Raw genomic sequence first — 25,874 nt, 5'->3', positions numbered from 1 at the left:
TTCCGTCGGTTCGGGAACGGGCCGCCGCGCTGTTCGCCGAGCCGGGAGCCGCGTCCGTCGGTCCGGGGCCGAGCGCGCCGCCCGATCCCCCCGATCCGCCGCCGCGCCGCGAGCACGACCCCCCGAGCGGCCGTCACGACCACGGGCCGCCTCGTCCTCCCGATCCGCCGGGCAACCGCCGAGGGGAACGGCTGCGGCTCGCGGTGCGCGAACGGCTCCCCCTGTGGGTGCAGTTACGGTGCGGAACCGACCCGAGAGCGCTCGCCGCACTGGCTCTGGTGCTCGTGGTGGCGGTGGGGTTTGCCGTACACCACTTCTGGGGCGCGCGTCCGGAGCCGGTACGTGCCCCGGCGGCCGCGCGGACGGAAGCGGCTCCGGACGCCGGCTCCGGACAGCCGTCCTTGTCGCCGACTCTCTCCCCGTCCCCTGCGCCGACCGGCTCGGCGGGGAGCGGGCCGCCCGGCCGAGTGGCGGGCGAGCTGGTCGTGGATGTCGCGGGCAAGGTGCGGCATCCCGGGATCCACCGGCTGCCGCCCGGCTCCCGGGTGACCGATGCCCTACGCGCCGCGGGTGGTGCCCTGCGCGGGGTGAGCATGCGGGGGCTGAACCGGGCGCGGCTGCTGACGGACGGCGAACAGATCGTGGTGGGCGAGGCGAACGCCGGCGGTACGGCGGATGTCGCGAGCGGTGGTGCAGGGGACGGCGGCGCCGGGAGCGGGACGACGGGCGGTGGGGGCGGCAGCGGCGGGCCGGTCAGCCTGAGCACGGCGACCGAGCAGCAACTCGACACCCTCCCCGGAGTGGGCCCCGTGCTGGCCCGGCACATCATCGAATTCCGCACCCAGCACGGCGGATTCACCGCGGTCGACCAGCTCCGTCAAGTGACCGGGATCGGCGATCGCCGGTTCGCCGACCTCCGCCCCCTGGTGCAGCCATGACCACCACCCGCGCTCCGGTGCACTCCTCGGCGGAGTCGCCGTACGGCCGCTCGGAGCCGTATCAGGACGGCCCGGCCGACCTCCGGCTCGTCGGGCCGGCGCTGGCCGCCTGGGGCGCCGCGGCGGCGGGTCTCGGCGCACCGGGCGGCGTGGTGGCGGCGATCTGTGCCGGGGCCGTCGTCCTCGCGGTGATCGCATTGCGGGTGGCGGTGGTGCGGCGCAGCGCCCGGTCCGCCCGGCGCTGGTCGCCCGGCGCGTTCGTCGCGCTGGCGGCGGTGCTGCTGTGCGCCGTGGCCGGGGCCGCTTCGGCGGCGCTGCATGCGGCGGATCTGCGACGGGGACCCCTGCCCGGCTGGGCGCAGCGGTATGCGCGGGTCACGGTCGACCTGACGGTCACCGGCGATCCCCGACCGACCCGGCCCAAGGTGCGCGGATCCCAACGGACGCCGCCGGCGCTGGTGTTCACCGCCGATGCCGTCCGGCTGACCGCACCGGACGGCACCGCCACCGCCCTCCGCACGCCGACGCTGGTCGTCGTCCAGGGGCACGGCCGGAGGCCGGCGGGCGGCGAGGAGGGTCGCGGGCCGCCTCCTGGGTGGCGCGGGTTGCTGCCGTCGACCCGTATCCGTGTGGTGGCGCGTGCCGCCCCGCCGCTGTCGCCGTCCGATCAGGTCGCCGCCGTGCTGCGGGTCGACGCCGATACCCCGCCGGTCAGGACCGGGGCGCCGTCCGCCCTTCAGCGGCTGGCCGGAAGCCTGCGCGCCGGGCTCCGCGAGGCCACCGACGGGCTGCGCCCCGATGCCCGAGCGCTGCTGCCGGGCCTCGTCGTGGGCGACACCTCGCGGGTGCCGCCGGATCTGGACGATGCGTTCCGGGCCACCGACCTGACGCATCTGCTCGCCGTCTCCGGCAGCAACCTGACCATCGTGCTGGCCCTCCTGATCGGCCCGCCCCATCTCGCGCTGCGCGCCGAACGCCGCGGTCTGGCGCCTCGCCTGGGCCTGTCGCTGCGGGGCACCGCGCTCATCGGCGGCGCCCTCGCGCTTGCCTTCGTCGTCGTGTGCCGGCCGGACCCGAGCGTGCTGCGGGCCGCCGCCTGCGGGCTGATCACCCTGCTCGCGATCGGCAGCGGCCGCCGGCGCTCCCTGCTCCCGGCGCTGGCCGCCGCGGTCCTGCTGTTGGTGCTCTACGACCCCTGGCTCGCCCGCAGTTACGGCTTCTTGCTGTCCGTCCTGGCGACCGGCGCGCTGCTTCTGCTCGCGCCGCGCTGGAGCGCCGCCCTCCAGCGGCGCCGGATCCCGCCCCGCCTGGCCGAGGTGCTGGCCGCCGCGGCCGCCGCACAGGCGGTCTGCGCTCCCGTCGTCGCCGTGCTCGCCGCCCGGGTTGGCCTGGTCGCCGTGCCCTGCAACCTGCTCGCCGAACTCGCCGTGGCCCCGGCCACCGTGCTCGGCTTCGCGGCTCTCGCCCTCGCCCCGGTCGCTCCACCCGTCGCCCAGGTGCTGGCGTGGTGCGCGGCCTGGCCCGCGGAAGCCATCGCCGGGATCGCCCGCACGGGCGCATCGCTGCCCGGAGCGGAGCTGGCGTGGCCGGGTGGCTGGCCGGGCGGCCTGTTGCTGGCGGCCGTCACCGCCGCCCTGGTCGCGGTGGGCCGCAGAGCGCTGCGCCACCGCTGGCTCTGTGTGCTCTGTGCCCTGGCCCTGATCCTGGCGATCTGCCGCCCCGCCCCCGTCACCCGCATCCTCACCGGCTGGCCGCCACCGGGATGGCGGGCTGTGGTCTGCGACGTCGGGCAGGGCGACGGCCTGGTCCTGGCCGCCGGCGACGGTACGGCACTCGTCGTCGACACCGGCCCCGAGCCCCGCGCCATCGACCGCTGCCTCTCCGACCTGGGCATTCGCCGCATCCCGCTCCTCCTGTTGACGCACTTCCACGCCGACCACGTGGACGGCCTCCCCGGCGCGCTGCGCGGCCGCGAGGTCGGCGTCATCGAGACCACCACGCTCCAAGAGCCCCCGGGGCAAGCCGAGTTCGTACGTCGCAGGGCCGCGGCCGCCGGGGTGCCGATCATCCGCGCCGTACCCGGGGAACGCCGTCGCCTGGGCCCGTTGACCTGGGAAGTTCTCTGGCCGCCCGCTCCCGGGGTGCCGGGCGCGGCCTCCGTCCCGCCCGGCCCCAACGACGCCAGCGTCACCCTGCTCGTCCGTACCGGCGGGCTGACCCTCCTGCTGCCCGGCGACCTCGAACCTCCCGCCCAGCAGGCCCTGTTGACCGCCCATCCGGAGCTGTCCTCCGTGGACGTCCTCAAGGTGGCGCATCATGGCTCCGGCTACCAGGACCCGCAGCTCCTACGGCGCCTGGCGCCGCGTCTGGCGTTGATATCCGTCGGCGCCGGCAACCCCTACGGCCATCCGGCGCCCCGCACCGTCTCGGCTCTGCGGGCCCAGGGCGCCCGAGTGCTGCGCACCGACACCGACGGATCCCTCGCGGTGCTGGGCACCCGGGACCGGCTGGCCGCGACGGCCCGTGGCCGCCGCTCCGGCGGCCGCCGCTCGTGCGGCCGTCGGGGTAAGGGGCGCGGGCTCAGGGGCGGCAGACGTCGTCCGGCAGGCTCTGCCGGTCGGCGCACGGCACGTGCTTGTACATCCGCATGATGTTCTTCGCCGTGTCCGAGTCCATGAACGCCAGGAACTTCGCGGTCAGCGAGCCGTCTTCGGGCCGCCCGTACGTGTAGAGGTACTCCACCGTCCAGAAGGGGTAGTCGCGTTGCCGTCCCCATTCGATGTCCGGCTCGTGTCCCTCCAGCCGCACGCTGACCAGGTGCGGTCGCTTCGCCGCCGCATAGACCTCGGCGTAGCCGATCGCACCCGGCACCCGGTCCACCGCGTCCAGCAGGCCCTTGGTGCTGTTCACCTCGCAGCGCGTCAGGCGCGCTCGCTCGTCGCGGTCCTTGTCGCCGCAGTCGTACGACGACACCACACCGGGCTCCGAGCGGTGCAGTACGGACGTCTCGAACGCCCGGCGGGTGCCCGAGCCGGCGTCCCGGCTGACGAGGTGGATCGGCAGGTCGTTTCCGTGCAGCTGCTTCCAGTTGGTGTACGTCCCGTCGTAGATCTTGCGGACCTGGTCGAGGGTGAGGTCGTCGATGCCGGTCTTCTCGTTCGCCACCAGGCTGAGCAGGATGACGCCCACCCGCTCGCCCTCCAGCCGCCGGTAGAGGGACGGCGCCGGCACATCCGATACGGCGATGAAGCCGGGGCCCTCGGTCGTTGCGGGCTTCGCCTCCCGGTTGAGGTTGCCCAGGCCGGAGAGGCTTCCGCTCTCCAGGACGGTGATGTCGGCGCCCGCGCACCGGGCCCGGTACTGCCGGGCGATCTCCCGCATCGGCGGCGCGAATGCCGTGGATCCGTCGATGGTCAGCCGCCCGGCGGCGCATTCGCTGGGCACCGGTGCCGTACGGCCGTTGAGCAGCAGCCCGCCGAGCAGGCCCAGCAGGACGATGAAGGTGCCGCCCAGGGCGAGGCTGAGCTTGCGCGGCCCCCAGCGCTGGGCGTTGCGCCGGATCCGTCCGCCGCTGATGAACCCACCGACGGTCACCGCACGGGCGCCACCGTCGGCTCCGGAGCCGGTCCGCGTCCCGTTCCCGTCCCCGTCCCCGTCCCCGGTCCCGTCGCCGGGACCCGAGAGCAGCACCAGCAGCTTGAAGTGATTGCGCTTGTTCAACGGCACCTTGGGGACGAACAGCCGGCCACCGTCGTGCCGCAGCCCGCCGCCGTTGCGGGTCAGCATGCCCACCAGATCCGTCGGGTTGGCGTCCGGTACCTCCACCCCGATCACGGTGCGGCCGGCGAACTCCACGGTCAGCGGCTCCTGGTAGTCCTGCCGGACGATGTCTTTACCGCCGTCGTTCTCGAACCGCAGCAGCGCCAGCGTCGCGTCGTTGATCTCCTGGTCCTGCCGCAGCAGCCGCAACTGCACCAGGCTGTGGGCATCTTGGGGGTTCATGCCTATCGCGGTGTCCATCTGGACGCGGTAGCCGATCCGCTTCCGACCTGGCAGAAAACGTTCGACGGCCCAGACGACGGCCGTCGCCACGAGTCCGGCCGCGGTCAGGATCGTCTCGGTGTCCGGCAGAGCCACGGCAACCTCGCACAGATGATCGGACGGTGGGATGTCTGCACTGTAGGGAGGCACCACAGTCGCCGATGGGGCTTCGGGAGCCGGTCATCAAAGGTTCATCCATCGTCCAGCGACTCCCCCGCTGGGGCCTTGAACCAGGATGCGCAACCTCCAGATTCGATAGACTTCCGGCCATGAGGATGAGCGAGGGCGTCGAGTGGGGCCTGCACTGCTGTGTGACGCTGGCCTGGCTGGAGGGCGAGGGCCCCGTGTCGACCGCCCGGCTCGCGGCCTCCTTCGAGCTTCCGCAGGCCTATCTGAACAAGCGGTTGCAGGCGCTGGTGCGTGCCGGAATCCTCAGCTCCACCCCTGGCGCCCGCGGCGGCTTCCGCCTCGCCCGGCCGCCGGAGCGGATCAGTCTGATGGATGTGGTCGCGGCGATCGAGGGGACCGAGGACGCGTTCCGGTGCACCGAGATCCGCCGCCAGGGCTCCGGTGCCGAGGCGCCGGACAGGGAGTACGGGCGGCCCTGCGGGATCTCGACGGCGATGCGCAAGGCCGAGCTGGCGTGGCGCCGCGAGCTCGCCGCACAGACCATCGCCGATGTGGCCGCGGGCACCCCTGCCGCGGTGGCCGAACGCACCCGCCGCTGGTTCGCCTCGGAGCGGACGCCCAGCGGCTGACCATCGGGGCCGAACCACCATCGGGGCCGAACCACACCGGATACGGCCCGCAACGGCTCCCCCCCGTCACATCGGCGCCGACCGCCCGGCCGTCCCGCTCCCGCAGACCGTCCGGCCCCTACTCCGCCTCCCGCCACCCCTCGTACTCCGCCGCGAGCCCGTCCAGCCGCGCCGGGTCGTAGGCGGCGTCCGGGTCCTCGACCACCACCAGCCACTGCGCGTCCTCCGCGTCGTCCTCACCGGCCAGGGCGTCCCGCACGAGCTGGGGCTCCTCGGAGAGGCCGAAGCGTTCGGTCAGTTGCTCCGCCAGCTCCTCCGCCGCATCGCGGTCGGGCAGCACCAGGACATGTCGAAGGTGTTGTGCATCGCTCACCGCACCATTGTCCGGCAGCGGAGTGCGGGCGCGGACGGCGGTGTCAGTGGCGCGTGGGATGCTGGACCGCGATGGCCAGGAAGACAGCTAACGACGACCTGCTCGCCCCCGTCACGATCGCCGTGGGCCAGGAGGACCTGCTCCTTGACCGCGCCGTGCAGCAGGTGGTGGCGGCCGCCCGCGCCGCCGACGCGGACACCGACGTACGCGACCTCACCTCCGACCAGCTGCAGCCCGGCACGCTCGCCGAGCTCACCAGCCCCTCGCTCTTCGCCGAGCGCAAGGTCGTGGTGGTGCGCAACGCCCAGGACCTGTCGGCGGACACGATCAAGGACGTCAAGGGGTATCTCGGCGCGCCCGCCGAGGAGATCACGCTCGTGCTCCTGCACGCCGGCGGCGCCAAGGGCAAGGGCCTGCTGGACGCCGCCCGCAAGGCGGGCGCACGCGAGGTGGCGTGCCCCAAGATGACCAAGCCCGCGGACCGGCTGGCGTTCGTACGCGGCGAGTTCCGGGCGGTCGGGCGCTCGGCGACACCGGAGGCGTGCCAGGCGCTGGTCGATGCGATCGGCAGCGATCTGCGCGAGCTGGCCTCGGCCTGTTCGCAGCTGACCGCCGATATCGAGGGCACGATCGACGAGGCCGTCGTCGCGCGTTACTACACGGGCCGAGCGGAGGCATCCAGCTTCACGGTCGCGGACCGCGCCGTGGAGGGCCGCGCCGCCGAGGCACTGGAGGCATTGCGCTGGGCGATGGCGACGGGCGTGGCGCCCGTCATGATCACCAGCGCGCTCGCCCAGGGCGTCCGCGCCATCGGCAAGCTGGCCTCCGCTCCGCGCGGCGCCCGCCCCGGCGATCTCGCCCGCGATCTGGGGATGCCGCCGTGGAAGATCGACCGGGTGCGGCAGCAGATGCGCGGCTGGTCGGCGGACGGCGTCGCCACGGCCCTCCGTGCGGTCGCCGCTGCCGATGCGGGCGTCAAGGGCGGCGGTGACGACCCCGAATACGCCCTGGAGAAGGCCGTCGTCGCCATCGCACGCGCGGCCCGTTCGCATCGTTGACGGCTGACGGCTGACGGCTGACGGCTGACGGCTGACGGCTGCCAGCCCATGGCTCCGACGGCTGAGGCCGGCCGCTGACGTCAGGACCGCGCGCCGACGCCAGGCGACGCCGGCCCCACCGCGGGGCCGGCCGACCGCACCGCGATCCGCCAGGCCTCACCGCGATCCGCCCCCTCACCCCACTTGGCAGAGCCTCACCGCGATCGGCCAGGCCCTCACCGCGACCCGGAGTCCCGCAAGCGCTGCAGCGTCTCCCGTGCGCTGGTCTTCAGCATCGTCGCCACCTGATCGCCGGTCGGCTGCGTGCCGGAGGCGCTGCTCGACGCGTAATTCGACCAGGTCGACTGATACGTCAGCCAGCCGTCCCGCACCCCGAGCATCATGTACGAGCCGTCCGTGCCGCCGTCCTTCTTCTTCTGGGTCACTAGATAGGCCTCGTCGCCGATGCCCGTCACCTTCTCGACCCGGTAGTCGACCGAGGTCGCCTGCTTCTCGTACGCCCGGTAGCCCGCCGCGAACTCCGGGCCGGGGTCGGTCTTCTTGTGCAGGGTGGCGGTGTTGTAGAGCCAGGTCGAGGAGTACCCGGAGCTGCCGGCGCTCTTCGCCTTCAGCGAGGTGTTGCACCACATGGTGTCCACCGCGTCCTGCCGGGACCCGCTGTGCTGGGGATTGGCGGTGTCGGTGTCCGAAGCCGCGGACGCCCGGTTCGCCTCGATCGTGAAGTCGGCGTCCTTGAACGGCGTCATCGAGGTGGCCGCGCACAGGTCGTCGGTGTATGCGTAGCCCGCCAGATCAGGGCTGGGCCCGGAGGAGAAGGCGCCGGTGGCGAACATCATGGAGGCCCAGATCGCGGAGGCGGCGACCGCCCCGCCGATCGCCCAGACCCAGCCGGACACGCCCCGGTCCGCGCCGCCCGCACCGCCCGTCGGCGCCGCCGGCGGGTAGCCGTATCCGCCGGGTACCTGGCCGCAGTATCCGCCGGGCGCCCCTCCGTACGGATTGGCCTGCGGTGTGCCCGGCGTGCCAGGCGCGCCGGGCACACCAGGCGGTCCAGGTACCCCGGGCGCCCCAGGTATCCCAGGCGTGCCATAGGCGGAGTACGGGCTGTTTTGATCCCCCGAGTGCGACATGGCCGCAGATTAGCGGATGGCTGAAAGGTTCCGCCCCGGCGGGCGGACGGCTCACTGGCCATGCGCCAACGGACCGGCGCACGCCCCCGAGCCGACGAGGCGGACGAGGCGGACGGGGCGAACGCCAAGCGGACGGGGCGAACGCCAAGCGGACGTGGCAGACGCCAAGCGGACGTGACAGGACGACCCCGCCCTCCTCCCCCTCGGCCCGCCCGGACAAGCAAAAGGCCCCGCCGCCGCCCCGGGGAAGGGGCGAAGGCGGGGCCTTCGAGCAAGCGCGGCTTCGTCGGCGGAATCCGCCGGCCGGGCCGGGTGCGCCGCACCCGCGTGGCGAACGCAGGCCGTGTGCGGCGCGGTGCTGCACCGATCAAGGAGCGGAGAGAGGGGCCGCTGAGTCCCTGTCGGCAGGGGTGTTGCAGGTCATGCGGTCAAGCGAAGGTTCAGCCCTGGAGGCCGGCGACCTTCTTGGCCAGCGCCGACTTCTTGTTGGCGGCGGCGTTCTTGTGGATGACACCCTTGCTGACGGCCTTGTCGAGCTTCTTGGCAGCCTCGGCCTGGGCGGTGGTGGCCTTCTGCAGGTCACCGGCCTCCACGGCCTCGCGGGTGCGACGGATCGCGGTACGCAGCGAGGACTTGACAGCCTTGTTGCGCTGACGAGCCTTCTCGTTGGTCTTGATCCGCTTCATCTGGGACTTGATGTTCGCCACGAAAGAGCCTTTTCAGGTTCGTTGGAGTTTCTGGTTGCGCCGCGAGCGAGAGAGGGCACGAAGCGCAGTGGACCAGGCTACCAGCTGGGTCTACGGCGTCCCAATCCGGTCCGGGACCGCCGCCCGCGGGCCGTCCCGAGGGGTCGTCACGCGGGCCGCCCCGGGGGCCGTCGCGCCGGCCGTTCCCCGAACCGGCCCACCCGCCCCACCCCGCCCAAACCCACCCGCGCCCGTCGCTCATGGGACCATGGGGGAGACGTCACATATCCGAGTCCCGCCTACCCGCGTTCACTGAATGGACCCTGCGTGCCCGCGACCCCTACGAACGTGCCGGAGCCGAGCCGTACCGACCCGGCTCTCCTCCGTAACTTCTGCATCATCGCGCACATCGACCACGGCAAGTCGACGCTCGCCGACCGGATGCTCCAGCTCACCGGTGTCGTCGACCAGCGGCAGATGCGCGCGCAGTATCTCGACCGCATGGACATCGAGCGCGAGCGCGGCATCACGATCAAGTCCCAGGCGGTCCGGCTGCCCTGGGCGCCCTCCGAGGGCGAGGAGAAGAGTGGTTCCACTCACATCCTCAACATGATCGACACCCCGGGCCACGTCGACTTCACCTACGAGGTCTCCCGCTCCCTCGCCGCGTGCGAGGGCTGCATCCTCCTCGTCGACGCCGCCCAGGGCATCGAGGCGCAGACCCTCGCCAACCTCTACCTGGCGATGGAGAACGACCTCACGATCATCCCCGTACTGAACAAGATCGACCTGCCGGCCGCGCAGCCCGAGAAGTTCGCCGCCGAGCTGGCGAACCTGGTGGGCTGCGAGCCCGAGGACGTCCTGCGGGTGTCCGCCAAGACCGGCGTCGGCGTGCCCGAGCTGCTGGACAAGGTGGTCCGCGATGTCCCGGCCCCGGTCGGCGTCAAGGACGCGCCCGCCCGCGCGATGATCTTCGACTCCGTCTATGACGCCTACCGCGGCGTCGTGACGTACGTGAAGGTCGTCGACGGCACGCTCGGCAAGCGCGAGCGCATCAAGATGATGTCCACCGGCGCCGCGCACGAGCTGCTGGAGATCGGCACGAACTCTCCCGAGATGACGGCCGCGGACGGTCTGTCCGTCGGCGAGGTGGGCTACCTCATCACCGGTGTGAAGGACGTCCGGCAGTCGAAGGTCGGCGACACGATCACCCAGCTCAGCAAGGGTGCCGAGGAGCCGCTGGGCGGCTACAAGGACCCCAAGCCGATGGTGTTCTCGGGGCTGTACCCGCTCGACGGCTCGGACTACCCGGAGCTGCGCGAGGCGCTGGACAAGCTCCAGCTCAACGACGCCGCGCTGGTCTACGAGCCGGAGACCTCCGCGGCCCTCGGCTTCGGTTTCCGCGTCGGCTTCCTGGGCCTGCTGCACCTCGAGGTCATCCGCGAGCGCCTGGAGCGCGAGTTCGGGCTCGACCTGATCGCCACGGCGCCCAACGTGGTCTACCGCGTGGACATGGAGGACGGTACCGAGCACACCGTCACCAACCCCAGCGAGTTCCCGATCGGCAAGATCGACCAGGTGCACGAGCCGGTCGTACGCGCCACGATCCTCGCCCCGAGCGAGTTCATCGGCGCGATCATGGAGCTGTGCCAGACCCGCCGCGGCACCCTGCTCGGCATGGACTACCTCTCCGAGGACCGCGTCGAGATCCGCTACACCCTGCCGCTCGCCGAGGTCGTCTTCGACTTCTTCGACCAGCTCAAGTCCAAGACCCGCGGCTATGCCTCGCTGGACTACGAGCCCACCGGTGAGCAGACCTCCGACCTGGTGAAGGTCGACATCCTGCTGCACGGCGACAAGGTCGACGCGTTCTCCGCGATCACCCACAAGGACAAGGCGTACGCGTACGGCGTGCGGCTGGTCGCCAAGCTGCGCGAGCTGATTCCGCGGCAGGGCTTCGAGGTGCCGATCCAGGCCGCCATCGGCAGCCGGGTCATCGCCCGTGAGACGGTCCGCGCCATCCGCAAGGACGTCCTCGCCAAGTGCTACGGCGGTGACATCTCCCGTAAGCGGAAGCTGCTGGAGAAGCAGAAGGAAGGCAAGAAGCGGATGAAGATGGTCGGCAGCGTGGAGGTCCCGCAGGAGGCCTTCATCGCCGTACTGTCCTCGGACACCGACGGCGACAAGAAGAAGTAGCCGTCCGCACGCACGGCGTCGCCCGCGGAAGCGGAGCCGTTGACGCGCCACAGGGCGCCGGTCCCCAGGGCCGGCGCCCTGTCGCGTATTCCGCGGGCGAACGCGTCCGTCCGGGTGGGTATCCGTGCGTATGCGGGGCGCATGTCCGGGGCGCGCGGTGCGTTGCGGCTCCGGTGGGTGCGCACTGTGATACGGGGTGTGACCTGGAGTTTTGCCGGGTTTCGCGGTCGGCGTGGCGTCGCGGTGGGCGGTGTGGGTGCTATGTGCACCTATCGCACTGGTCACATCGTGAACCAGTCGGCCGCAGCCCCTTACGCGGCGGCGCAACGCGCTCTACCCTGATCACTGCTCAAAGGTTACTCGCGAGTCACCAGCAACGAAGCGGGCCCCGGAGGATGCCGTGACGGACACCCACACGCTGATCGAAAACCGGCCGCCCTCGGTGGCGACCCTCTTCCTGGAGCGGGTGGCGGCCACTCCCGATACCGAGGCCTACCGCTATCCGGTCCCGTCCCCGGGCGGCGGGCCCGACGACTGGAAGGTCCTCACCTGGGCGGAGGCCGCCCAGCGCGTCCACGCCACCGCCGCCGGACTGCTCGCGCTCGGCGTACGGCCGGAGGAGCGGGTGGCGCTGGCCGCCAACACCCGCGTCGAATGGATCCTCGCCGACCTCGGTGTGCTGTGCTCCGGCGCCGCCACGACCACGATCTACCCCAGCACCAACACCGAGGAGACGGCCTTCATCCTGGCCGACTCCGGCAGCCGGGTGCTGATCGCGGAGGACGCCGGGCAGCTCGCCAAGGCCCGCGAGAGCCGCGCCGAGCTGCCCGAACTCGCACATGTCGTGGTGATCGACGAGGCGGACGCGCAGCCCGCCGAGGGCGACCCCGACGGCTGGGTGCTCTCGCTCGCCGACCTGGAGAAGCGCGGCGCCGCCTACCTGGAGGAGCACCCGGACTGCGTCACCGAGCGGGTCGCCGCGCTGCGCGCCGACCAGCTGGCGACGCTGATCTACACCTCCGGGACCACCGGCCGCCCCAAGGGCGTACGGCTCCCGCACGACTGCTGGTCGTACATGGCCCGCGCGATCCAGGCGACCGGGCTGGTCACCCAGGAGGACGTGCAGTACCTCTGGCTGCCGCTGGCGCATGTCTTCGGCAAGGTGCTCACCGCCGGGCAGATCGCGACCGGCCAGGTGATCGCCGTCGACGGCCGGGTCGACAAGATCATCGAGAATCTGCCGGTCGTCCGGCCGACGTACATGGCGGCCGTACCGCGCATCTTCGAGAAGGTCTACAACGGCGTCGCGGCCAAGGCCCGTGCGGGCGGCGGCGCGAAATACAAGATCTTCCAGTGGGCGGCCGGGGTGTCCCGCGAATACGCCAAGATCTCGCAGGACAACTTCCAGCGCACCGGCAACGCCTCGGTGCCGTTCGCGCTCGGCGCCAAGCACAAGATCGCCGACGCCCTCGTCTACTCCAAGCTGCGGGAGGCCTTCGGCGGCCGGCTGCGCGCCGCGGTGTCCGGCTCGGCCGCGCTCTCCCCGGAGATCGGCTACTTCTTCTCCGGCGCCGGTATCCACATCCTGGAGGGCTACGGCCTGACGGAGTCCAGCGCCGCCAGCTTCGTGAACCCCGGTGAGGCCTACCGCACCGGCACGGTCGGCAAGCCGCTGCCCGGCACCGAGGTACGGATCGCCGAGGACGGCGAGATCCTGCTGCGCGGCCCCGGCATCATGCAGGGCTACCACGGCCTGCCGGACAAGACCGCCGAGGTCCTGGAGGAGGACGGCTGGTTCCACACCGGCGACATCGGCGAGCTGTCCGCCGACGGCTATCTGCGGATCACCGACCGCAAGAAGGACCTGATCAAGACCTCCGGCGGGAAGTACATCGCGCCGGCCGAGGTGGAGGGTCAGTTCAAGGCGGTCTGCCCGTTCGTCTCCAATGTGCTGGTGCACGGCGCCAACCGGAATTTCTGCACCGCGCTGATCGCCCTCGACGAGCCGACGATCATGGGCTGGGCCAAGGAACACGGCCTGGACGGCAAGAAGTACGCCGAGGTCGTCGCCACCGACCAGGTGCGCTCGCTGATCGACGGCTATGTCGAGCGGGTCAACGAGGGCCTGCAGCGCTGGCAGCAGATCCGCAAGTTCCGGTTGCTGCCGCGCGACCTGGACATCGAGCACGGCGAGGTCACCCCCAGCCTCAAGGTCAAGCGGCCGGTGGTGGAGCGGACCTTCAAGGACCTGCTCGACGAGATGTATGCCGGGGCGCGGGAGGCGTAGCGGCACGGCAGCGGGCGGGGTGGTCCGGGGTGGCGCAGATGCCGTCCGGGCCGCCCCGGCCCTCGTACGGACGTCCTCCCTCCGGTTGTCCATACAGGCGCACGCCCGGACATCCCGCGCATGTCGGCCAACTCCCCGGGCGAGTCAGCCGAATCACCCCACTTGAGCACCAACTTCGGTGACTCCGCGCTTATGGCCGCGCTCGGTCTGTCACTCTGTCGGTGGCGCATCCGGCGCTGACGCGGAGCTGCTCGGGAGTTGGTCTATGAGGACGACAACTTCATCACCACCGGACTCACCACCGGACTCGCCGCGCGACGGCGTGGCGGCCGTGCCCGCGGAGCCCGGCAGCCGTCCCTGTGGCGGGTACTCCCGCGCCGCCTGCCTGCCCGGCGACCCGCGCGCCGCGGCCGCCGCCCGGCAGTTCGTCCGGACGGTGTTCGCCGACTGGACGGCCCAGGCGCTGGCCGGCGCCCCGGACCTCACCGAGCGCCTCGAGGACGAAGCGGTCCTGCTCGTCAGCGAGTTGGTCACCAACGCCGTGGTGCACGCCGGCACCGCCGTCGAACTCCGCTGCCGCCTGGAACCGGCCGCCGGTCCCGATCCCTACGAGCACCCGGAACGGGACCCCGACCACCCCGGCGGCCCGGACGGCACCGCCCGCACCGCCGTGGTCATCGAGGTCTCCGACCACCACCCGGCCCGCCCGGTGCGCGCCCGCGAGGAGGCCCCGGCGTCCGAAGGCGGCGGCCATGGCCTGCAGCTGATCAGCGGGGTCGCCGAGTCCTGGGGCATCACCTACCGCCGCGCCATGAAGACCGTGTGGTTCCGGCTGCCCGCGGCTCCGGACGGCATCGCCCGGCCGGAGCCGGAGGGCGCCGTCGACAACCAGCTGCTGCAGCGCGGACTGCGCGCCGCCGAGCTCCTCGCGCCCACCCCACGCCGGGCCGTCCGCCAGGCGTCCGAGGGCGACTGGGGCCACCAGGGCGCCCTCTCCTTCCTCGCCGAGGCCTCCGACCTGCTCTCCGGTCAGCTCGACGCCGACCAGGTCGCCTCGCTCGCCGCCCAGCTGACGGTGCCGCGGCTCGCCGACTGGTGCGCGGTGTGGCTGTACGACGGCGACGGCGGCGCGCCCGGGCGCGGCATCGAGGCGGACGGCGAGGCGCAGCGGCTGGCCCGCGTCTGGCATTCCAGCGAGAGCCGGATCGATTCGCTGCGCACCGTCCTGGAGAAGGACCCGCCGCCGATGGCGGGCGGCGACACGGGCCTGAGCAGCACCCCCGCCGCGGTCCCCTGGCCCTGGCCGCCGGAGCCGGGCGGCTACGGCCCCGGCGGCGCGGCCCTGGCCTGCGCCCTGGTGGCGGGCGGCCGCCGGCTCGGCACGCTCCTGCTCGGCCGCTCCGGCCTGCTCCGCTTCCCCGACGAGGTGATCGGCCTGGTGGAGGACCTGTGCCGCCGGGTCGCCCGCGCCATGGCCACCGCCCGTGCCTACAGCCGCCAGGAGCGCATCAGCCAGGTCCTGCAGCGCCGGCTGCTGCCCCGGGGCCGCGCACAGGTGCCCGGTGTGGAGTCCGCGGTGGTCTACGAGCCCCGCGAGGGCGCCTGGGCGGGCGGCGACTTCTGGGACCTCTTCGACGCCGGTGACGGTCGCTGGTGCTTCGCCCTCGGCGACGTCTGCGGCAGCGGTCCCGAAGCGGCCGCGGTGACGGGCCTGGCCCGCCCGGTGCTGCGGCTGCTGGCCCGCGACGGCTTCGGCGTCGCCGAGGTCCTCGACCGCCTCAACAAGACGATGGCCCGGGAGGCCGCGGACTCCGTCGCGGCGGTCGCGGCCGCGGTCGCGGCGGCCGGCGCGGGCGCCGAGGCCCCCGTCGAGATCCGCGACGAGGGCGAACAGGCCCGCTTCCTGTCCCTCCTCTACGGCGAGATCGTCCCGTACCACGGCGGCTCCGGCGGCGCCCGCTGCACGCTGGCCAGCGCCGGCCACCCGCTCCCGCTGGTGCTGGGCGCCGACGGCGCGGTCCGGGTCGTCGCGGCGCCCCAGATGCTGCTGGGGGTGGTCGAGGACGCGGCGTACGTCAGCGAGTCCTTCGACCTCTGCGCGGGCGAGACGCTGCTGTGCGTGACCGACGGCGTGACCGAGCGCCGCTCGGACGGCCGCCTCTTCGACGACGAGGACGGTCTGACCACGGCCCTCGCCGCCTGCACGGGCCTGCGTGCCACCGCCATCGCCGAACACATCCGCAGCACGGTCCACGCCTTCGCGCCGACGCCGCCGGACGACGACCTGGCGCTGCTGGTGCTCCAGGCCGCGGGACCGGGGACGGCGGCGGAAGGCGCGGGCGAGTCGGGCCCGCCCGGACCGCCCCTGCCATGACGGACACCGGACCACCCCCGGCATGACGGACAATGGACCTCATGCCTTCCGCACTGCCTGATGGTGAGCCGATGCCCGAGGACGGGGCGCTGCCCCGCCATGCGCTGACAGGGGCGGCCGAGCGGCCCCTCGGCTTCTATCTGCACGTGCCGTACTGCGCCACCCGCTGCGGCTACTGCGACTTCAACACCTACACCGCGAGCGAGCTGCGCGGCTCCGGCGGCGCCCTGGCCTCCCGGGACAACTACGCCGACCACGTCGTCGAGGAGATCCGGCTGGCCCGCAAGGCCCTGGGTGACGACCCCCGCCCCGTCGAGACGGTCTTCGTCGGCGGCGGCACGCCGACCCTGCTGCCCGCCGCCGACCTCGGCCGCATGCTGGCGGCCATCCGCGACGAATTCGGCCTCGCCCCGGGCGCCGAGATCACCACCGAGGCCAACCCGGAATCCGTCGACCCCCGCTACCTCACCGAACTCCGCGAGGGCGGCTACAACCGCGTCTCCTTCGGCATGCAGAGCGCGCGGCAGCACGTCCTGAAGATCCTCGACCGCACCCACACCCCCGGCCGCCCCGAGGCCTGCGTCGCCGAGGCCCGCGCGGCCGGCTTCGACCACGTCAACCTCGATCTGATCTACGGCACCCCGGGCGAGACCGACGACGACTGGCGGGCCTCCCTCGACGCCGCCGTCGGCGCCGGCCCCGACCACGTCTCCGCGTACGCCCTGATCGTCGAGGAGGGCACCCAGCTCGCCCGCCGGATCCGCCGCGGCGAGGTCCCGATGACCGACGACGACGTCCACGCCGACCGCTATCTGATCGCCGAGGAGCGGCTGTCGGCCGCGGGCTTCTCCTGGTACGAGGTCTCCAACTGGGCCACCACCGAGGCCGCCCGCTGCCGCCACAACGAGCTGTACTGGACCGGCGCCGACTGGTGGGGCGCGGGCCCCGGAGCGCACAGCCACGTCGGCGGCGTCCGCTGGTGGAACGTCAAGCACCCCGGCGCCTACGCCCAGGCCCTGGCCGAGGGCCGCTCCCCGGGCGCGGGCCGCGAGATCCTGCCGGACGAGGACCGGCGGGTGGAGCGCATCCTGCTGGAGCTGCGGCTGGCGGACGGCTGCCCGCTGTCCCTCCTCGCCCCGGCGGGGGCGAAGGCCGCGGAGCGGGCACTGGCCGACGGGCTGCTGGAAGAGGGCCCGTACACGGACGGCCGGGCCGTGCTGACGCTCCGGGGGCGGTTGTTGGCCGACGCGGTGGTGCGGGATCTGGTGGACTGATCGCTCGCAGGGGTGAACCGGAGCGAACGGCCGCCGCGCCCGACGGGGGCCGCTCGTAGGCTGCCGCCGAGTGGCGCGGTGTGCGTGGGCGGACGCGGAGGGCACCCGGATGACGGCGGTGGACGAGCGCCTGAGGGCGGAGATCTTCCATGGCCTGGCGGTTCCGGAGGGCATCAAGGCGGAGCTCCTCCGCGGGGAGATCGTCCTGTCGGGCGTGGGTGAGCGCCGTATGGCCGCGTACTTCCGGAGCCTGGAGGTTCCGCGCGGTGTCCGGGCCGAGCTCCTCTGGGGGGAGATCACCCTGGCGGCCGACCGGTATCCGGTCCGTGACCTGGTGATCGGCGCCGTGCGGGACCAGATCCCGAGCCCGCGTCAGCGGTGTCGTCGCGCCCGGTACGTCGAGATCCCGCACCAAGCAGCCAGTGCCGCACCGGACTTGGTGGTCCTGGAGCGCGGTACCGACGCGGCATCACGGCTCCCGCCCACGGCGGCCGCACTCCTCGTCGAGGTCGCCCCCAAGGCCCGCGCCGACCGGACCTACCGGGTCAAGCGTGAGGTCTATGCGGCCGGGAAGGTGCCCGCGTACCTGATCATCGATCCCTTCGAGGCCCACTGCGTCCTCCTCACCGAGCCCGTCGGCAGCGATGAGGAGGCCGACTACGCGGTGTGCCGGACCAGCAGGTTCGGCCACCCCGTGCCGCTGGACGGCCTCGGCCTCGCGTTGGACACGGCCGGTTTTCCCCCGCCGTCGCCGGTCACGGGCAGGCGGTGACGAAGTCGATCAGCTCCTCCACCCGCCCCAGCAACGCCGGCTCCAGGTCCTTGTACGACCGCACGCAGCCCAGGATCCGCTGCCACGCCGCCCCCGTGTTCTCCGGCCAGCCCAGCCCCCGGCACACCCCCGTCTTCCAGTCCTGGCCATGAGGGACGGCGGGCCACCCCGCGATCCCCACCGACGCCGGCTTCACCGCCTCCCACACATCGATGTACGGATGGCCGACGACCAGCACGTTCGCGTCCGTCACGGAGGCCGCGATCCGCGACTCCTTCGAGCCCGGCACCAGGTGATCCACCAGCACCCCCAGCCGCGCATCCGGCCCCGGCGCGAAGCCCCGCACGATCGCCGGCAGGTCGTCGATCCCCTCCAGGTACTCCACGACCACGCCCTCGATGCGCAGATCGTCCCCCCACACCCGCTCGACCAGCTCCGCGTCGTGCCGCCCCTCCACATAAATGCGCCCGGCGCGCGCCACCCGGGCGGGGGCGCCGGGCACGGCGAGTGAGCCGGACGCGGTACGGGCCGGACCGGCCGGCGCCGGGCGGCCCTGGGGCCGTACGAGGGTGACGACGCGGCCCTCCAGAAGGAAGCCGCGCGGCGTCATCGGGAAGACCCGGTGCTTTCCGAAGCGGTCCTCAAGGGTGACGACCGGGCCCTCGGCGGTCTTCTCGCAGCGGATCACGGCACCGCAGAAGCCGGTGGTGACCTCCTCGACGACGAGGTCGGGCTCGGCCGGTACCTCGGGAGCGGGCCGCTGCTTCTTCCAGGGCGGGGTGAGGTCGGGGCTGTAGCGCCTGCTGTGCATCGGGGTGGGCCTGTTCTCTGCGGGGTGGTGTGGTGTGGGGGTCGGCCGGGGGTCCGGGGGTTGTCCCCGGGGGATGCGGTCAGGGCGGGGTGAGGTCCGGGCCGTACCGCTTGCCGCGCATGGCGGCGTAAGGGTCCCGTTCTCGTGAGGGGCGGGCAAGAAGTGCTGTCAGGAGAGCGGGTCGACGCCGAAGCGGATGGCCAGGGCGTCCCGCTGGGCGTGCACGAAGCGGGCGTCCACGACCGCCCCGTGCCCCGGTACGTACACCGCGTCCTCGCCGCCCAGGGCCAGCAGCCGGTCCAGGGCCGCCGGCCACTGCTGGGGCAGCGAGTCGAGGCCGGCGCTCGGTTCGCCCGACTCCTCGACCAGATCGCCGCAGAAGACGATCTCGGGGGTGCCGCCCCGGCCCGGTACGAGGACGGCCAGGTCGTGGGCGGTGTGGCCGGGGCCGACATTGGCGAGCAGCACCTGCCGGTCGCCGAGGTCGACGGTCAGTTCGCCGTGGACGTGGTGATGCGGGCTGACCAGCAGATCCGCGGCCTCCGCGGCCGCCTCCGGGTCGACGCCGTGCCGTACCGCGTCCCGCCGCAGCTCGTCCCGGTCGCGCCGGAGCAGATCGGCCATCCCGGCCGCGCCGAACACCTCGACGCCCGCGAAGGCGGCGGTGCCCATGACGTGATCGAAATGCGGGTGGGTGAGCGCGATATGCGTCACTTCCCGGCCCAGCACACCGCGGATCGCCCGGCGCAGATCGGCGCCGTCGCGGAGGGACGCGCCGGTATCGACGATCATCACCCCGGCCGATCCGGCGATCACGCCGATCGTTTCGTCCCAACCCGGCATCCGGCGGCGGGCAACGCCTTCACCGAGCCGTTCCCACCCGGCCTCTTCCCAAGCAGTGCGCATACCGAGACGCTAGCTCCATCGCGATAGCGTTGCCCGACGGAACGCCTCACGGACCGGCCACAACGGCCGATCACGGTCATCGGGCGGCGCTTTGGCAGCTGATCATTGCGGTCGCTCTTGCCGCAGCTGTGCTACCCGGCCGTACACTGGCTTCCGGGTCTGGCACTCGGCCCGTGCGAGTGCCAGGAGTGACGAGACGGCCACACGGCTGGACTGGAGGTGCGCAGGATGCTCAGTGAACGCAGGCTCGAAGTGCTGCGCGCCATCGTCCAGGACTATGTCGGGACGGAGGAGCCGGTCGGCTCCAAGGCGCTCACCGAACGCCATCAGCTGGGCGTCTCCCCGGCCACCGTCCGCAACGACATGGCGGCGCTGGAGGACGAGGGCTTCATCGCCCAGCCGCACACCAGCGCCGGCCGGATCCCCACCGACAAGGGCTACCGTCTCTTCGTCGACAAGCTGGCGGGCGTCAAGCCGCTGTCCTCCCCGGAGCGGCGGGCCATCCAGAATTTCCTCGACGGCGCCGTCGACCTCGACGACGTCGTCGGCCGTACGGTCCGGCTGCTGGCGCAGCTGACCCGCCAGGTGGCGGTCGTGCAGTACCCGTCCCTGACCCGGTCCACGGTCCGCCATGTCGAGCTGCTGGCGCTGGCCCCGGCCCGCCTCATGCTCGTACTGATCACGGACACCGGACGGGTCGAGCAGCGGCTGATCGACTGCCAGGCGCCGTTCGGCGAGGCGTCGCTCGCGGATCTGCGGGCGCGGCTCAACAGCCGGGTGGTGGGGCGCCGGTTCGCGGATGTGCCGCAGTTGGTGCAGGATCTCCCGGAGTCCTTCGAGCAGGACGACCGCGGCACGGTCTCGACAGTGCTGTCGGTGTTGCTGGAAACTCTGGTGGAGGAGACCGAAGAGCGGCTGATGATCGGCGGAACCGCCAATCTCACGCGCTTCGGGCACGACTTTCCCCTGACCATCCGCCCGGTCCTGGAGGCCCTTGAGGAGCATGTGGTGCTGCTCAAGCTGCTCGGGGAGGCCAAGGACTCGGGCATGACCGTACGTATCGGGCATGAGAATGCCCACGAAGGCCTGACGTCCACATCGGTCGTCGCGGTCGGTTACGGTTCGGGCGACGAGGCAGTCGCCAAACTCGGCGTGGTCGGACCGACCCGCATGGACTACCCCGGAACGATGGGAGCGGTACGCGCAGTGGCACGTTACGTCGGACAAATCCTCGCGGAGTCGTAAAAGTGGCCACGGATTACTACTCGGTTCTCGGCGTCAGTCGCGATGCCTCGCAGGACCAGATCAAGAAGGCCTTCCGTCGGCTGGCGCGCGAGCTGCACCCGGACGTGAACCCGGACCCGAAGACCCAGGAGCGGTTCAAGGAGATCAACGCCGCTTACGAGGTCTTGTCGGACCCGCAGAAGAAGCAGGTCTACGACCTCGGCGGCGACCCGCTCTCGCAGTCGGGCGGCGGCGGTGGCGCGGGCGGCTTCGGCGCCGGCTTCGGCAACTTCTCCGACATCATGGACGCCTTCTTCGGCACGGCCTCGCAGCGCGGCCCGCGCTCGCGCACCCGCCGCGGCCAGGACGCCATGATCCGGCTCGACATCGAGCTGAACGAAGCGGCCTTCGGTACGACCAAGGACATCCAGGTCGACACCGCCATCGTCTGTACGACGTGCACCGGCGAGGGCGCGGCGCCCGGCACCTCCGCGCAGACCTGTGACATGTGCCGCGGCCGCGGTGAGGTCTCGCAGGTCACCCGGTCCTTCCTCGGCCAGGTCATGACCTCGCGGCCGTGCCCGCAGTGCCAGGGCTTCGGTACGGTCGTGCCGACGCCGTGCCCCGAGTGCGCGGGCGACGGCCGGATCCGGTCGCGGCGGACGCTGACGGTCAAGATCCCCGCCGGTGTCGACAACGGCACGCGGATCCAGCTCGCGGGCGAGGGCGAGGTCGGCCCCGGTGGCGGCCCGGCCGGCGACCTCTACGTCGAGATCCATGAGCTGGCGCACCCGGTCTTCCAGCGGCGCGGCGACGATCTCCACTGCACGGTCACCATCCCCATGACAGCGGCGGCACTGGGCACGAAATGCCCGCTGGAGACGCTCGACGGGGTGGAGGAGATCGATGTCCGGCCCGGTACCCAGTCCGGCCAGTCGATCCCGCTGCACCAGCGCGGTGTGACCCATCTGCGCGGCGGCGGCCGCGGCGACCTGATCGTCCATGTCGAGGTGCAGACGCCCACCAAGCTCGACCCCGAGCAGGAGGAGCTGGTGCGCCGGCTGGCCAAGCTCCGCGGCGAGGAGCGCCCGACGGGCCAGTTCCAGCCGGGGCAGCAGGGGCTCTTCTCGCGCCTGAAGGATGCGTTCAACGGGCGGTAGGCGAGTCGGCCGGGGGTTCGGGGGTTGTCCCCCGGTGGGCGCGGTCAGCCGGGGCAGCAGGGGCTCTTCTCGCGGCTGAAGGATGCGTTCAACGGGCGGTAAGGCGGAATACCCCCTGGGCCCCACCGCGTTGTGGCCCACAGGGGGCGCCCGCGTCCCCTACGGGATGCGTTTGACCACCCCTTAGGTGCACCCACCCGCGCCGAGCCCCTGATTGGAGGCTCGGCGCGGCGCCGTGACACGATGTGCTCATGCCCACCGCACTGACCGATCTCTGCCGTTACCCGATCGTGCAGGCTCCGATGGCGGGAGGCGGTTCCGGACCCGAGCTGGCCGCCGCCGTCTGCGGCGCCGGAGGTCTCGGCTTTCTCGCTGCCGGATACAAAACCGCCGACGGCATGTACCAGGAGATCAAACAGCTGCGGTCGCTGACCGACCGGCCCTTCGGCGTCAATCTCTTCATGCCGCAGCCCTCTCTGGCCGACCCCGCCGCCGTCGACGTCTACCGCGAGCAGCTCGCCGGCGAGGCCGCCTGGTACGAGACCGAACTCGGCGACACCGACGGACCCAGCGACGACGGCTATGAGGCCAAGCTCGCGATCCTGCGGGAGGACCCGGTGCCGTTGGTGTCGTTCACCTTCGGCTGCCCCTCGCGGGCCGTCCTCGACTCCTTCGCCAAGGTCGGTACGTACACCGTCGTCACGGCCACCACGGCCGCCGAGGCGCAGGCCGCGCAGTGGTCGGGCGCGGACGCGGTGTGTGTCCAGGGCATCGAGGCGGGCGGGCACCAGGGCACCCACCGCGACGATCCCTACCTGGACGGCACCGGCGCGGGGCTGGGGCTGCTGGCTCTGCTCGGCCAGGTCCGTGAGGCCGTGCAGATCCCGGTGATCGCCGCCGGCGGGCTGATGCGCGGGGCGCAGATCGCGGCGGTGCTGGCCGCCGGGGCGACCATGGCCCAGCTGGGTACCGCATTCCTCGCCACACCCGAGTCGGGCGCCAACCCGCTGCACAAGCAGGCGCTGACCAACCCCCTGTTCACGCATACGGAGTTGACCCGGGCGTTCTCCGGGCGGCCGGCCCGCGGGCTGGTGAACCGCTTCCTTCGCGAGCACGGCCCCTACGCTCCGGCCGCCTACCCCGCGGTCCACTACCTCACGTCCACCGTGCGCAAGGCCGCCGCCAAGGCGGGCGATGCACAGGGGCTCAACCTCTGGGCGGGGCAGGGGCACCGGCTGGCCCGGGAGCTGCCCGCGGCGCGGCTCGTCGAGACCCTTGCGGCGGAACTGCTCGCGGCCCGCGCCGCGTTGGCCCTTCCGGCCGGGGACGGCACCGCATGACGGCCCCGGTGTTTCTCGTCGATTCGCTCGCGGACGTACGGGCCGGCGGGACGCTGACCCTGGAGGGACCGGAGGGCCGGCACGCGGTGTCGGTGCGGCGGCTGCGGGTGGGCGAGGAGATCGTGCTGACGGACGGTCACGGAACCGGCGCCTACGGCGCGGTCGCCGCCGTCGAGGGCAAGGACCGCCTCACCGTCGAGGTCGGCGACATCCACACCGAGGCCCGGCCGACGCCCACCCTCACCGTCGTCCAGGCGCTGCCCAAGGGCGACCGCGGCGAACTGGCCGTCGAGACGATGACCGAGACCGGCGTCGACGTCATCGTCCCCTGGCCGGCGGCGCGTTGCGTCACCCAGTGGAAGGGCGAGCGGGCCGCCAAATCCCTGGCCAAATGGCGCGCCACGGCCCGCGAGGCGGGCAAGCAGTCGCGTCGCCTGACCTTCCCGGAGGTCGCCGACCCGCTGTCGACCAAGGAGGTCGCCGCCCTCCTCGCCGACGCCGACTTCGCGGCCGTCCTCCATGAGGAGGGCAGCGTCCCGCTGGCCACCGCCGAACTCCCCGCCGAGGGCTCGATCGTGCTCGTCGTCGGCCCCGAAGGCGGTGTCTCCCCCGAGGAGCTGGCCGTCTTCGCGCAGGCCGGCGCCCGGCCCTACCGCCTCGGCCGGACCGTCCTGCGCACCTCCACCGCCGGTACGGCCGCAACGGCGCTGCTGCTGGGCCGTACCGGACGCTGGAGCTGACCGCCCGACGACGCTCACCCCCGGGCCATCGCCCCCGCGGCCGATATCAGCTCGGCGAGGGTGCCGGTGAAGGTCGGCAGGAGCCGGAGGCAGATCGCCCGGGCATCGACGTCGCTGCCGAGGTGTTCGGCGGTGAGCTCGGCGGCTTGGGCGTGCAGCGCCCGCCGGTCTCCTTGCACGGATCCCTTGGTGCGGTCCCGTACGAGGTACTTCAGGGCCGTCCGGGCGGGGGCGGAGTGGGCCGGCAGGTCTTCCGGCGCAAGGGTGCCGCGTTGTCCCAGGGCGGTGTCGACCCAGGTCAGGCCGTATCTGTGAGGCTCCGGTGTCGCGCCGAGCAGCTCCAGCAGCAACTCCCGGGGGCAGTCCGGGTGGCCGGCCAGGGCCTCGCCGAGCGGGACGGGGAGGGCGCCGGCGCGCTGCGCGTCGAGGAAGGCGGACCAGGGGAGCGGGATGCCTTCGGTCATGGTGTAGGGCTTGTCGCTCTTGTCCGTGCGGTTGCCGAGGACCGTCATCAGCTCGGCGGGATCCTCGGCGGCGGCGAGACGGCCGCGCAGCTGCTCCAGTCCATTGGGAGCGTCCAGGAGCTTCTTCGTCCGGCGGCGCAGGACGGCCGGGAGACGGTCCAGCGTGAGGATCCCGCGCACCGGGTCCGGCCCGCTGCGCTCCCATACGGCGATCAGCAGCCGCAGCCGGGCCGACGGCACCTGGAGCCGGAGCCGGCCGACGACCGTGCGGGCCACCCCGAGATCGCCCGATTCCAGGCCGGCGATCAGCCAGTGGCGGTAATGGCCGAGGTTGGCGCTCTTCCGCGGCGGCCCGCAGCAGCAATTCCCCGATGTCGCCGTTCATCGCGCGGCGCAGGCCCGTCCCGCCCGGCCCGGTGAGCCGTGCCACCATCTCTTCCGGCAGCCCGGACCGGTCGGCCAACGCGGCCGGCACCTCGGGGCGCAGCCGCTCGGCGAGCGCCTCGGCGGTGGCCGGGTCGGCGAGCCGCAGAGCGATGCGGAGCGGGGGGCTGTTGCTCACGTACGGGGCCCTTCCTGGACGTGCGGTCTGTACGGACGGCGCGGCAGACGGCCGTGCGCGACGGTCGCTCGCTCGTACAGACGATCGTGGCAGACCCCACTGACAACGCAGCGGTGCGCCGGCCGCCCGTCAGGGCCCTGCCGGCGCACCGCCGTTCGCTCCGTCCGGCCGTCCGCCGGACCGGCCGTCTCAGACCAGCTGGGCATCCAGCGTGATGTTCTTGACCCCCGCCAGCGCCTGGCTGACCGGGCAGTTGGCCTTGGCGTCCTGGGCCGCCGCCTGGAAGTCCTCCTCGGACAGCCCCGGGACGCTGGCCTTGACGGTCAGCACGATGCCGGTGATGCCCTCGCCCGGCTGGAAGGTGACATCGGCCTTGGTGTCGAGTGCGGCGACGGTGTAGCCCTTGCCGGCCAGGCCGTGCGAGAAGGCCATGGAGTAGCAGGACGAATGGGCCGCCGCGATCAGCTCCTCGGGGCTGGTGACGCCGTTGGGCTGCTCGGCGCGGGCGGGCCAGTTCACGTCGTACGTACCGACGTTGGAGGACGCCAGGGAGACCTGTCCCTTGCCCTCCAGGAGGTTGCCTTCCCAGTGGGTGACGGCGGTGCGCGTGGTTGCCATGGTGGATAACTCCCGGTTGTGGGTGATTGGGTCTGCCGGGCAAGCTTAGTGATCGCCGGGCCCCGCGACAGGGTGATCGGGCCGCCGCCCGGTAGCATCCGAGGCGGTACGCACCGTGCGTACGGCGTGTGCGCAGGGCGCGCGCCGCGCAACCGTAAGGAG

General features: G+C 72.6%; 21 protein-coding genes. 13 read left to right on the top strand and 8 right to left on the bottom strand.

Features of this window, described 5'->3' with window-relative positions; genetic code table 11:
• The first annotated feature begins 287 nt into the window (after positions 1 to 287).
• Both AC5677_RS13060 and AC5677_RS13055 read left to right on the top strand, forming a co-directional pair.
• On the top strand, positions 288 to 938 hold the full coding sequence (locus AC5677_RS13060; protein ID WP_497195210.1) for a ComEA family DNA-binding protein: 651 nt from the start codon (positions 288 to 290) through the stop codon (positions 936 to 938).
• On the top strand, positions 935 to 3,589 hold the full coding sequence (locus AC5677_RS13055) for a ComEC/Rec2 family competence protein (RefSeq protein WP_497195209.1): 2,655 nt from the start codon (positions 935 to 937) through the stop codon (positions 3,587 to 3,589). The genes AC5677_RS13060 and AC5677_RS13055 overlap by 4 nt, the downstream gene beginning before the upstream one ends.
• Here the strand turns inward: AC5677_RS13055 and AC5677_RS13050 are convergent.
• Positions 3,519 to 5,075, bottom strand: coding sequence for a PstS family phosphate ABC transporter substrate-binding protein (locus AC5677_RS13050; protein ID WP_497195208.1), 1,557 nt, complete (start codon positions 5,073 to 5,075; stop codon positions 3,519 to 3,521). The two genes, AC5677_RS13055 and AC5677_RS13050, sit on opposite strands and share 71 nt — an antisense overlap.
• Positions 5,076 to 5,248: 173 nt before the next feature.
• Here AC5677_RS13050 and AC5677_RS13045 point away from each other — a divergent pair, with 173 nt between their 5' ends.
• Positions 5,249 to 5,737 carry an RrF2 family transcriptional regulator gene (locus AC5677_RS13045; RefSeq protein ID WP_497195207.1) on the top strand — a complete coding sequence of 163 codons (489 nt, stop codon included), beginning with the start codon at positions 5,249 to 5,251 and terminating at the stop codon, positions 5,735 to 5,737.
• A gap of 118 nt (positions 5,738 to 5,855) precedes the next feature.
• On the opposite strand, the gene AC5677_RS13040 is transcribed toward AC5677_RS13045, so the two are convergent.
• Positions 5,856 to 6,110 carry a hypothetical protein gene (locus AC5677_RS13040; RefSeq protein WP_497195206.1) on the bottom strand — a complete coding sequence of 85 codons (255 nt, stop codon included), beginning with the start codon at positions 6,108 to 6,110 and terminating at the stop codon, positions 5,856 to 5,858.
• A 71-nt stretch (positions 6,111 to 6,181) separates the two neighbouring features.
• Here AC5677_RS13040 and holA point away from each other — a divergent pair, with 71 nt between their 5' ends.
• Positions 6,182 to 7,168, top strand: coding sequence for a DNA polymerase III subunit delta (gene holA, locus AC5677_RS13035; RefSeq protein WP_497195205.1), 987 nt, complete (start codon positions 6,182 to 6,184; stop codon positions 7,166 to 7,168).
• A gap of 215 nt (positions 7,169 to 7,383) precedes the next feature.
• On the opposite strand, the gene AC5677_RS13030 is transcribed toward holA, so the two are convergent.
• Complete coding sequence (locus AC5677_RS13030) at positions 7,384 to 8,208, bottom strand: hypothetical protein (RefSeq protein ID WP_497195204.1); 825 nt, start codon at positions 8,206 to 8,208, stop codon at positions 7,384 to 7,386.
• A 530-nt stretch (positions 8,209 to 8,738) separates the two neighbouring features.
• On the bottom strand, positions 8,739 to 9,005 hold the full coding sequence (gene rpsT / locus AC5677_RS13025; protein WP_403506626.1) for a 30S ribosomal protein S20: 267 nt from the start codon (positions 9,003 to 9,005) through the stop codon (positions 8,739 to 8,741).
• Between the two features lie 306 nt (positions 9,006 to 9,311).
• Between rpsT and lepA the strand changes: the two genes are divergently transcribed.
• The 5 genes from lepA (at position 9,312) to AC5677_RS13000 (ending at position 17,887) form a co-directional block, all read left to right on the top strand.
• Complete coding sequence (gene lepA, locus AC5677_RS13020; RefSeq protein WP_497195203.1) at positions 9,312 to 11,180, top strand: translation elongation factor 4; 1,869 nt, start codon at positions 9,312 to 9,314, stop codon at positions 11,178 to 11,180.
• A 400-nt stretch (positions 11,181 to 11,580) separates the two neighbouring features.
• On the top strand, positions 11,581 to 13,467 hold the full coding sequence (locus AC5677_RS13015; protein ID WP_497195202.1) for an AMP-dependent synthetase/ligase: 1,887 nt from the start codon (positions 11,581 to 11,583) through the stop codon (positions 13,465 to 13,467).
• Between the two features lie 265 nt (positions 13,468 to 13,732).
• Entirely contained in the window at positions 13,733 to 15,841 is a 2,109-nt protein-coding gene (locus tag AC5677_RS13010) for a SpoIIE family protein phosphatase (RefSeq protein WP_497195201.1), read from the top strand.
• Positions 15,842 to 15,882: 41 nt separating this feature from the next.
• The gene (hemW, locus tag AC5677_RS13005; protein ID WP_497195200.1) at positions 15,883 to 17,115 is read left to right on the top strand and encodes a radical SAM family heme chaperone HemW; all 1,233 of its coding nucleotides are present in this window, start codon (positions 15,883 to 15,885) and stop codon (positions 17,113 to 17,115) included.
• 70 nt (positions 17,116 to 17,185) lie between these two features.
• Positions 17,186 to 17,887: a Uma2 family endonuclease gene (locus AC5677_RS13000; RefSeq protein ID WP_497195199.1), complete on the top strand. Its 702-nt coding sequence runs from the start codon at positions 17,186 to 17,188 to the stop codon at positions 17,885 to 17,887.
• Here the strand turns inward: AC5677_RS13000 and AC5677_RS12995 are convergent.
• Together AC5677_RS12995 and AC5677_RS12990 are read right to left on the bottom strand one after the other, a co-directional pair.
• Positions 17,871 to 18,698, bottom strand: coding sequence for a DUF3097 domain-containing protein (locus AC5677_RS12995; RefSeq protein WP_497195198.1), 828 nt, complete (start codon positions 18,696 to 18,698; stop codon positions 17,871 to 17,873). The two genes, AC5677_RS13000 and AC5677_RS12995, sit on opposite strands and share 17 nt — an antisense overlap.
• 168 nt (positions 18,699 to 18,866) lie before the next feature.
• Positions 18,867 to 19,604 (bottom strand): MBL fold metallo-hydrolase, encoded by a 738-nt coding sequence (locus tag AC5677_RS12990; protein WP_497195197.1) that lies wholly within the window; start codon positions 19,602 to 19,604, stop codon positions 18,867 to 18,869.
• Positions 19,605 to 19,832: 228 nt separating this feature from the next.
• On the opposite strand from AC5677_RS12990, the gene hrcA reads away from it, so the two are divergent.
• The 4 genes from hrcA to AC5677_RS12970 all read left to right on the top strand — a co-directional run bounded on the left by hrcA (position 19,833) and on the right by AC5677_RS12970 (position 24,068).
• Complete coding sequence (gene hrcA / locus AC5677_RS12985) at positions 19,833 to 20,849, top strand: heat-inducible transcriptional repressor HrcA (protein ID WP_497195196.1); 1,017 nt, start codon at positions 19,833 to 19,835, stop codon at positions 20,847 to 20,849.
• A 2-nt stretch (positions 20,850 to 20,851) separates the two neighbouring features.
• Positions 20,852 to 21,988, top strand: a complete 1,137-nt coding sequence (gene dnaJ / locus AC5677_RS12980; RefSeq protein WP_497195195.1) for a molecular chaperone DnaJ — start codon at positions 20,852 to 20,854, stop codon at positions 21,986 to 21,988.
• A gap of 251 nt (positions 21,989 to 22,239) precedes the next feature.
• Positions 22,240 to 23,328: a nitronate monooxygenase gene (locus AC5677_RS12975; RefSeq protein WP_497195194.1), complete on the top strand. Its 1,089-nt coding sequence runs from the start codon at positions 22,240 to 22,242 to the stop codon at positions 23,326 to 23,328.
• Positions 23,325 to 24,068: a 16S rRNA (uracil(1498)-N(3))-methyltransferase gene (locus AC5677_RS12970; RefSeq protein WP_497195193.1), complete on the top strand. Its 744-nt coding sequence runs from the start codon at positions 23,325 to 23,327 to the stop codon at positions 24,066 to 24,068. Before AC5677_RS12975 ends, AC5677_RS12970 begins: the two co-directional genes overlap by 4 nt.
• 14 nt (positions 24,069 to 24,082) lie before the next feature.
• Here AC5677_RS12970 and AC5677_RS12965 read toward each other — a convergent pair whose 3' ends face one another.
• Positions 24,083 to 24,808: a hypothetical protein gene (locus AC5677_RS12965; protein WP_497195192.1), complete on the bottom strand. Its 726-nt coding sequence runs from the start codon at positions 24,806 to 24,808 to the stop codon at positions 24,083 to 24,085.
• A 475-nt stretch (positions 24,809 to 25,283) separates the two neighbouring features.
• Positions 25,284 to 25,712: an OsmC family protein gene (locus AC5677_RS12960; RefSeq protein ID WP_497195191.1), complete on the bottom strand. Its 429-nt coding sequence runs from the start codon at positions 25,710 to 25,712 to the stop codon at positions 25,284 to 25,286.
• Positions 25,713 to 25,874: the final 162 nt, after the last annotated feature.

This window comes from Streptomyces sp. JLSY215, from assembly GCF_059682825.1.
The sequence above is the reverse complement of the archived record's forward strand: the minus strand, read 5'-3'. Positions and strand labels throughout refer to the sequence as shown.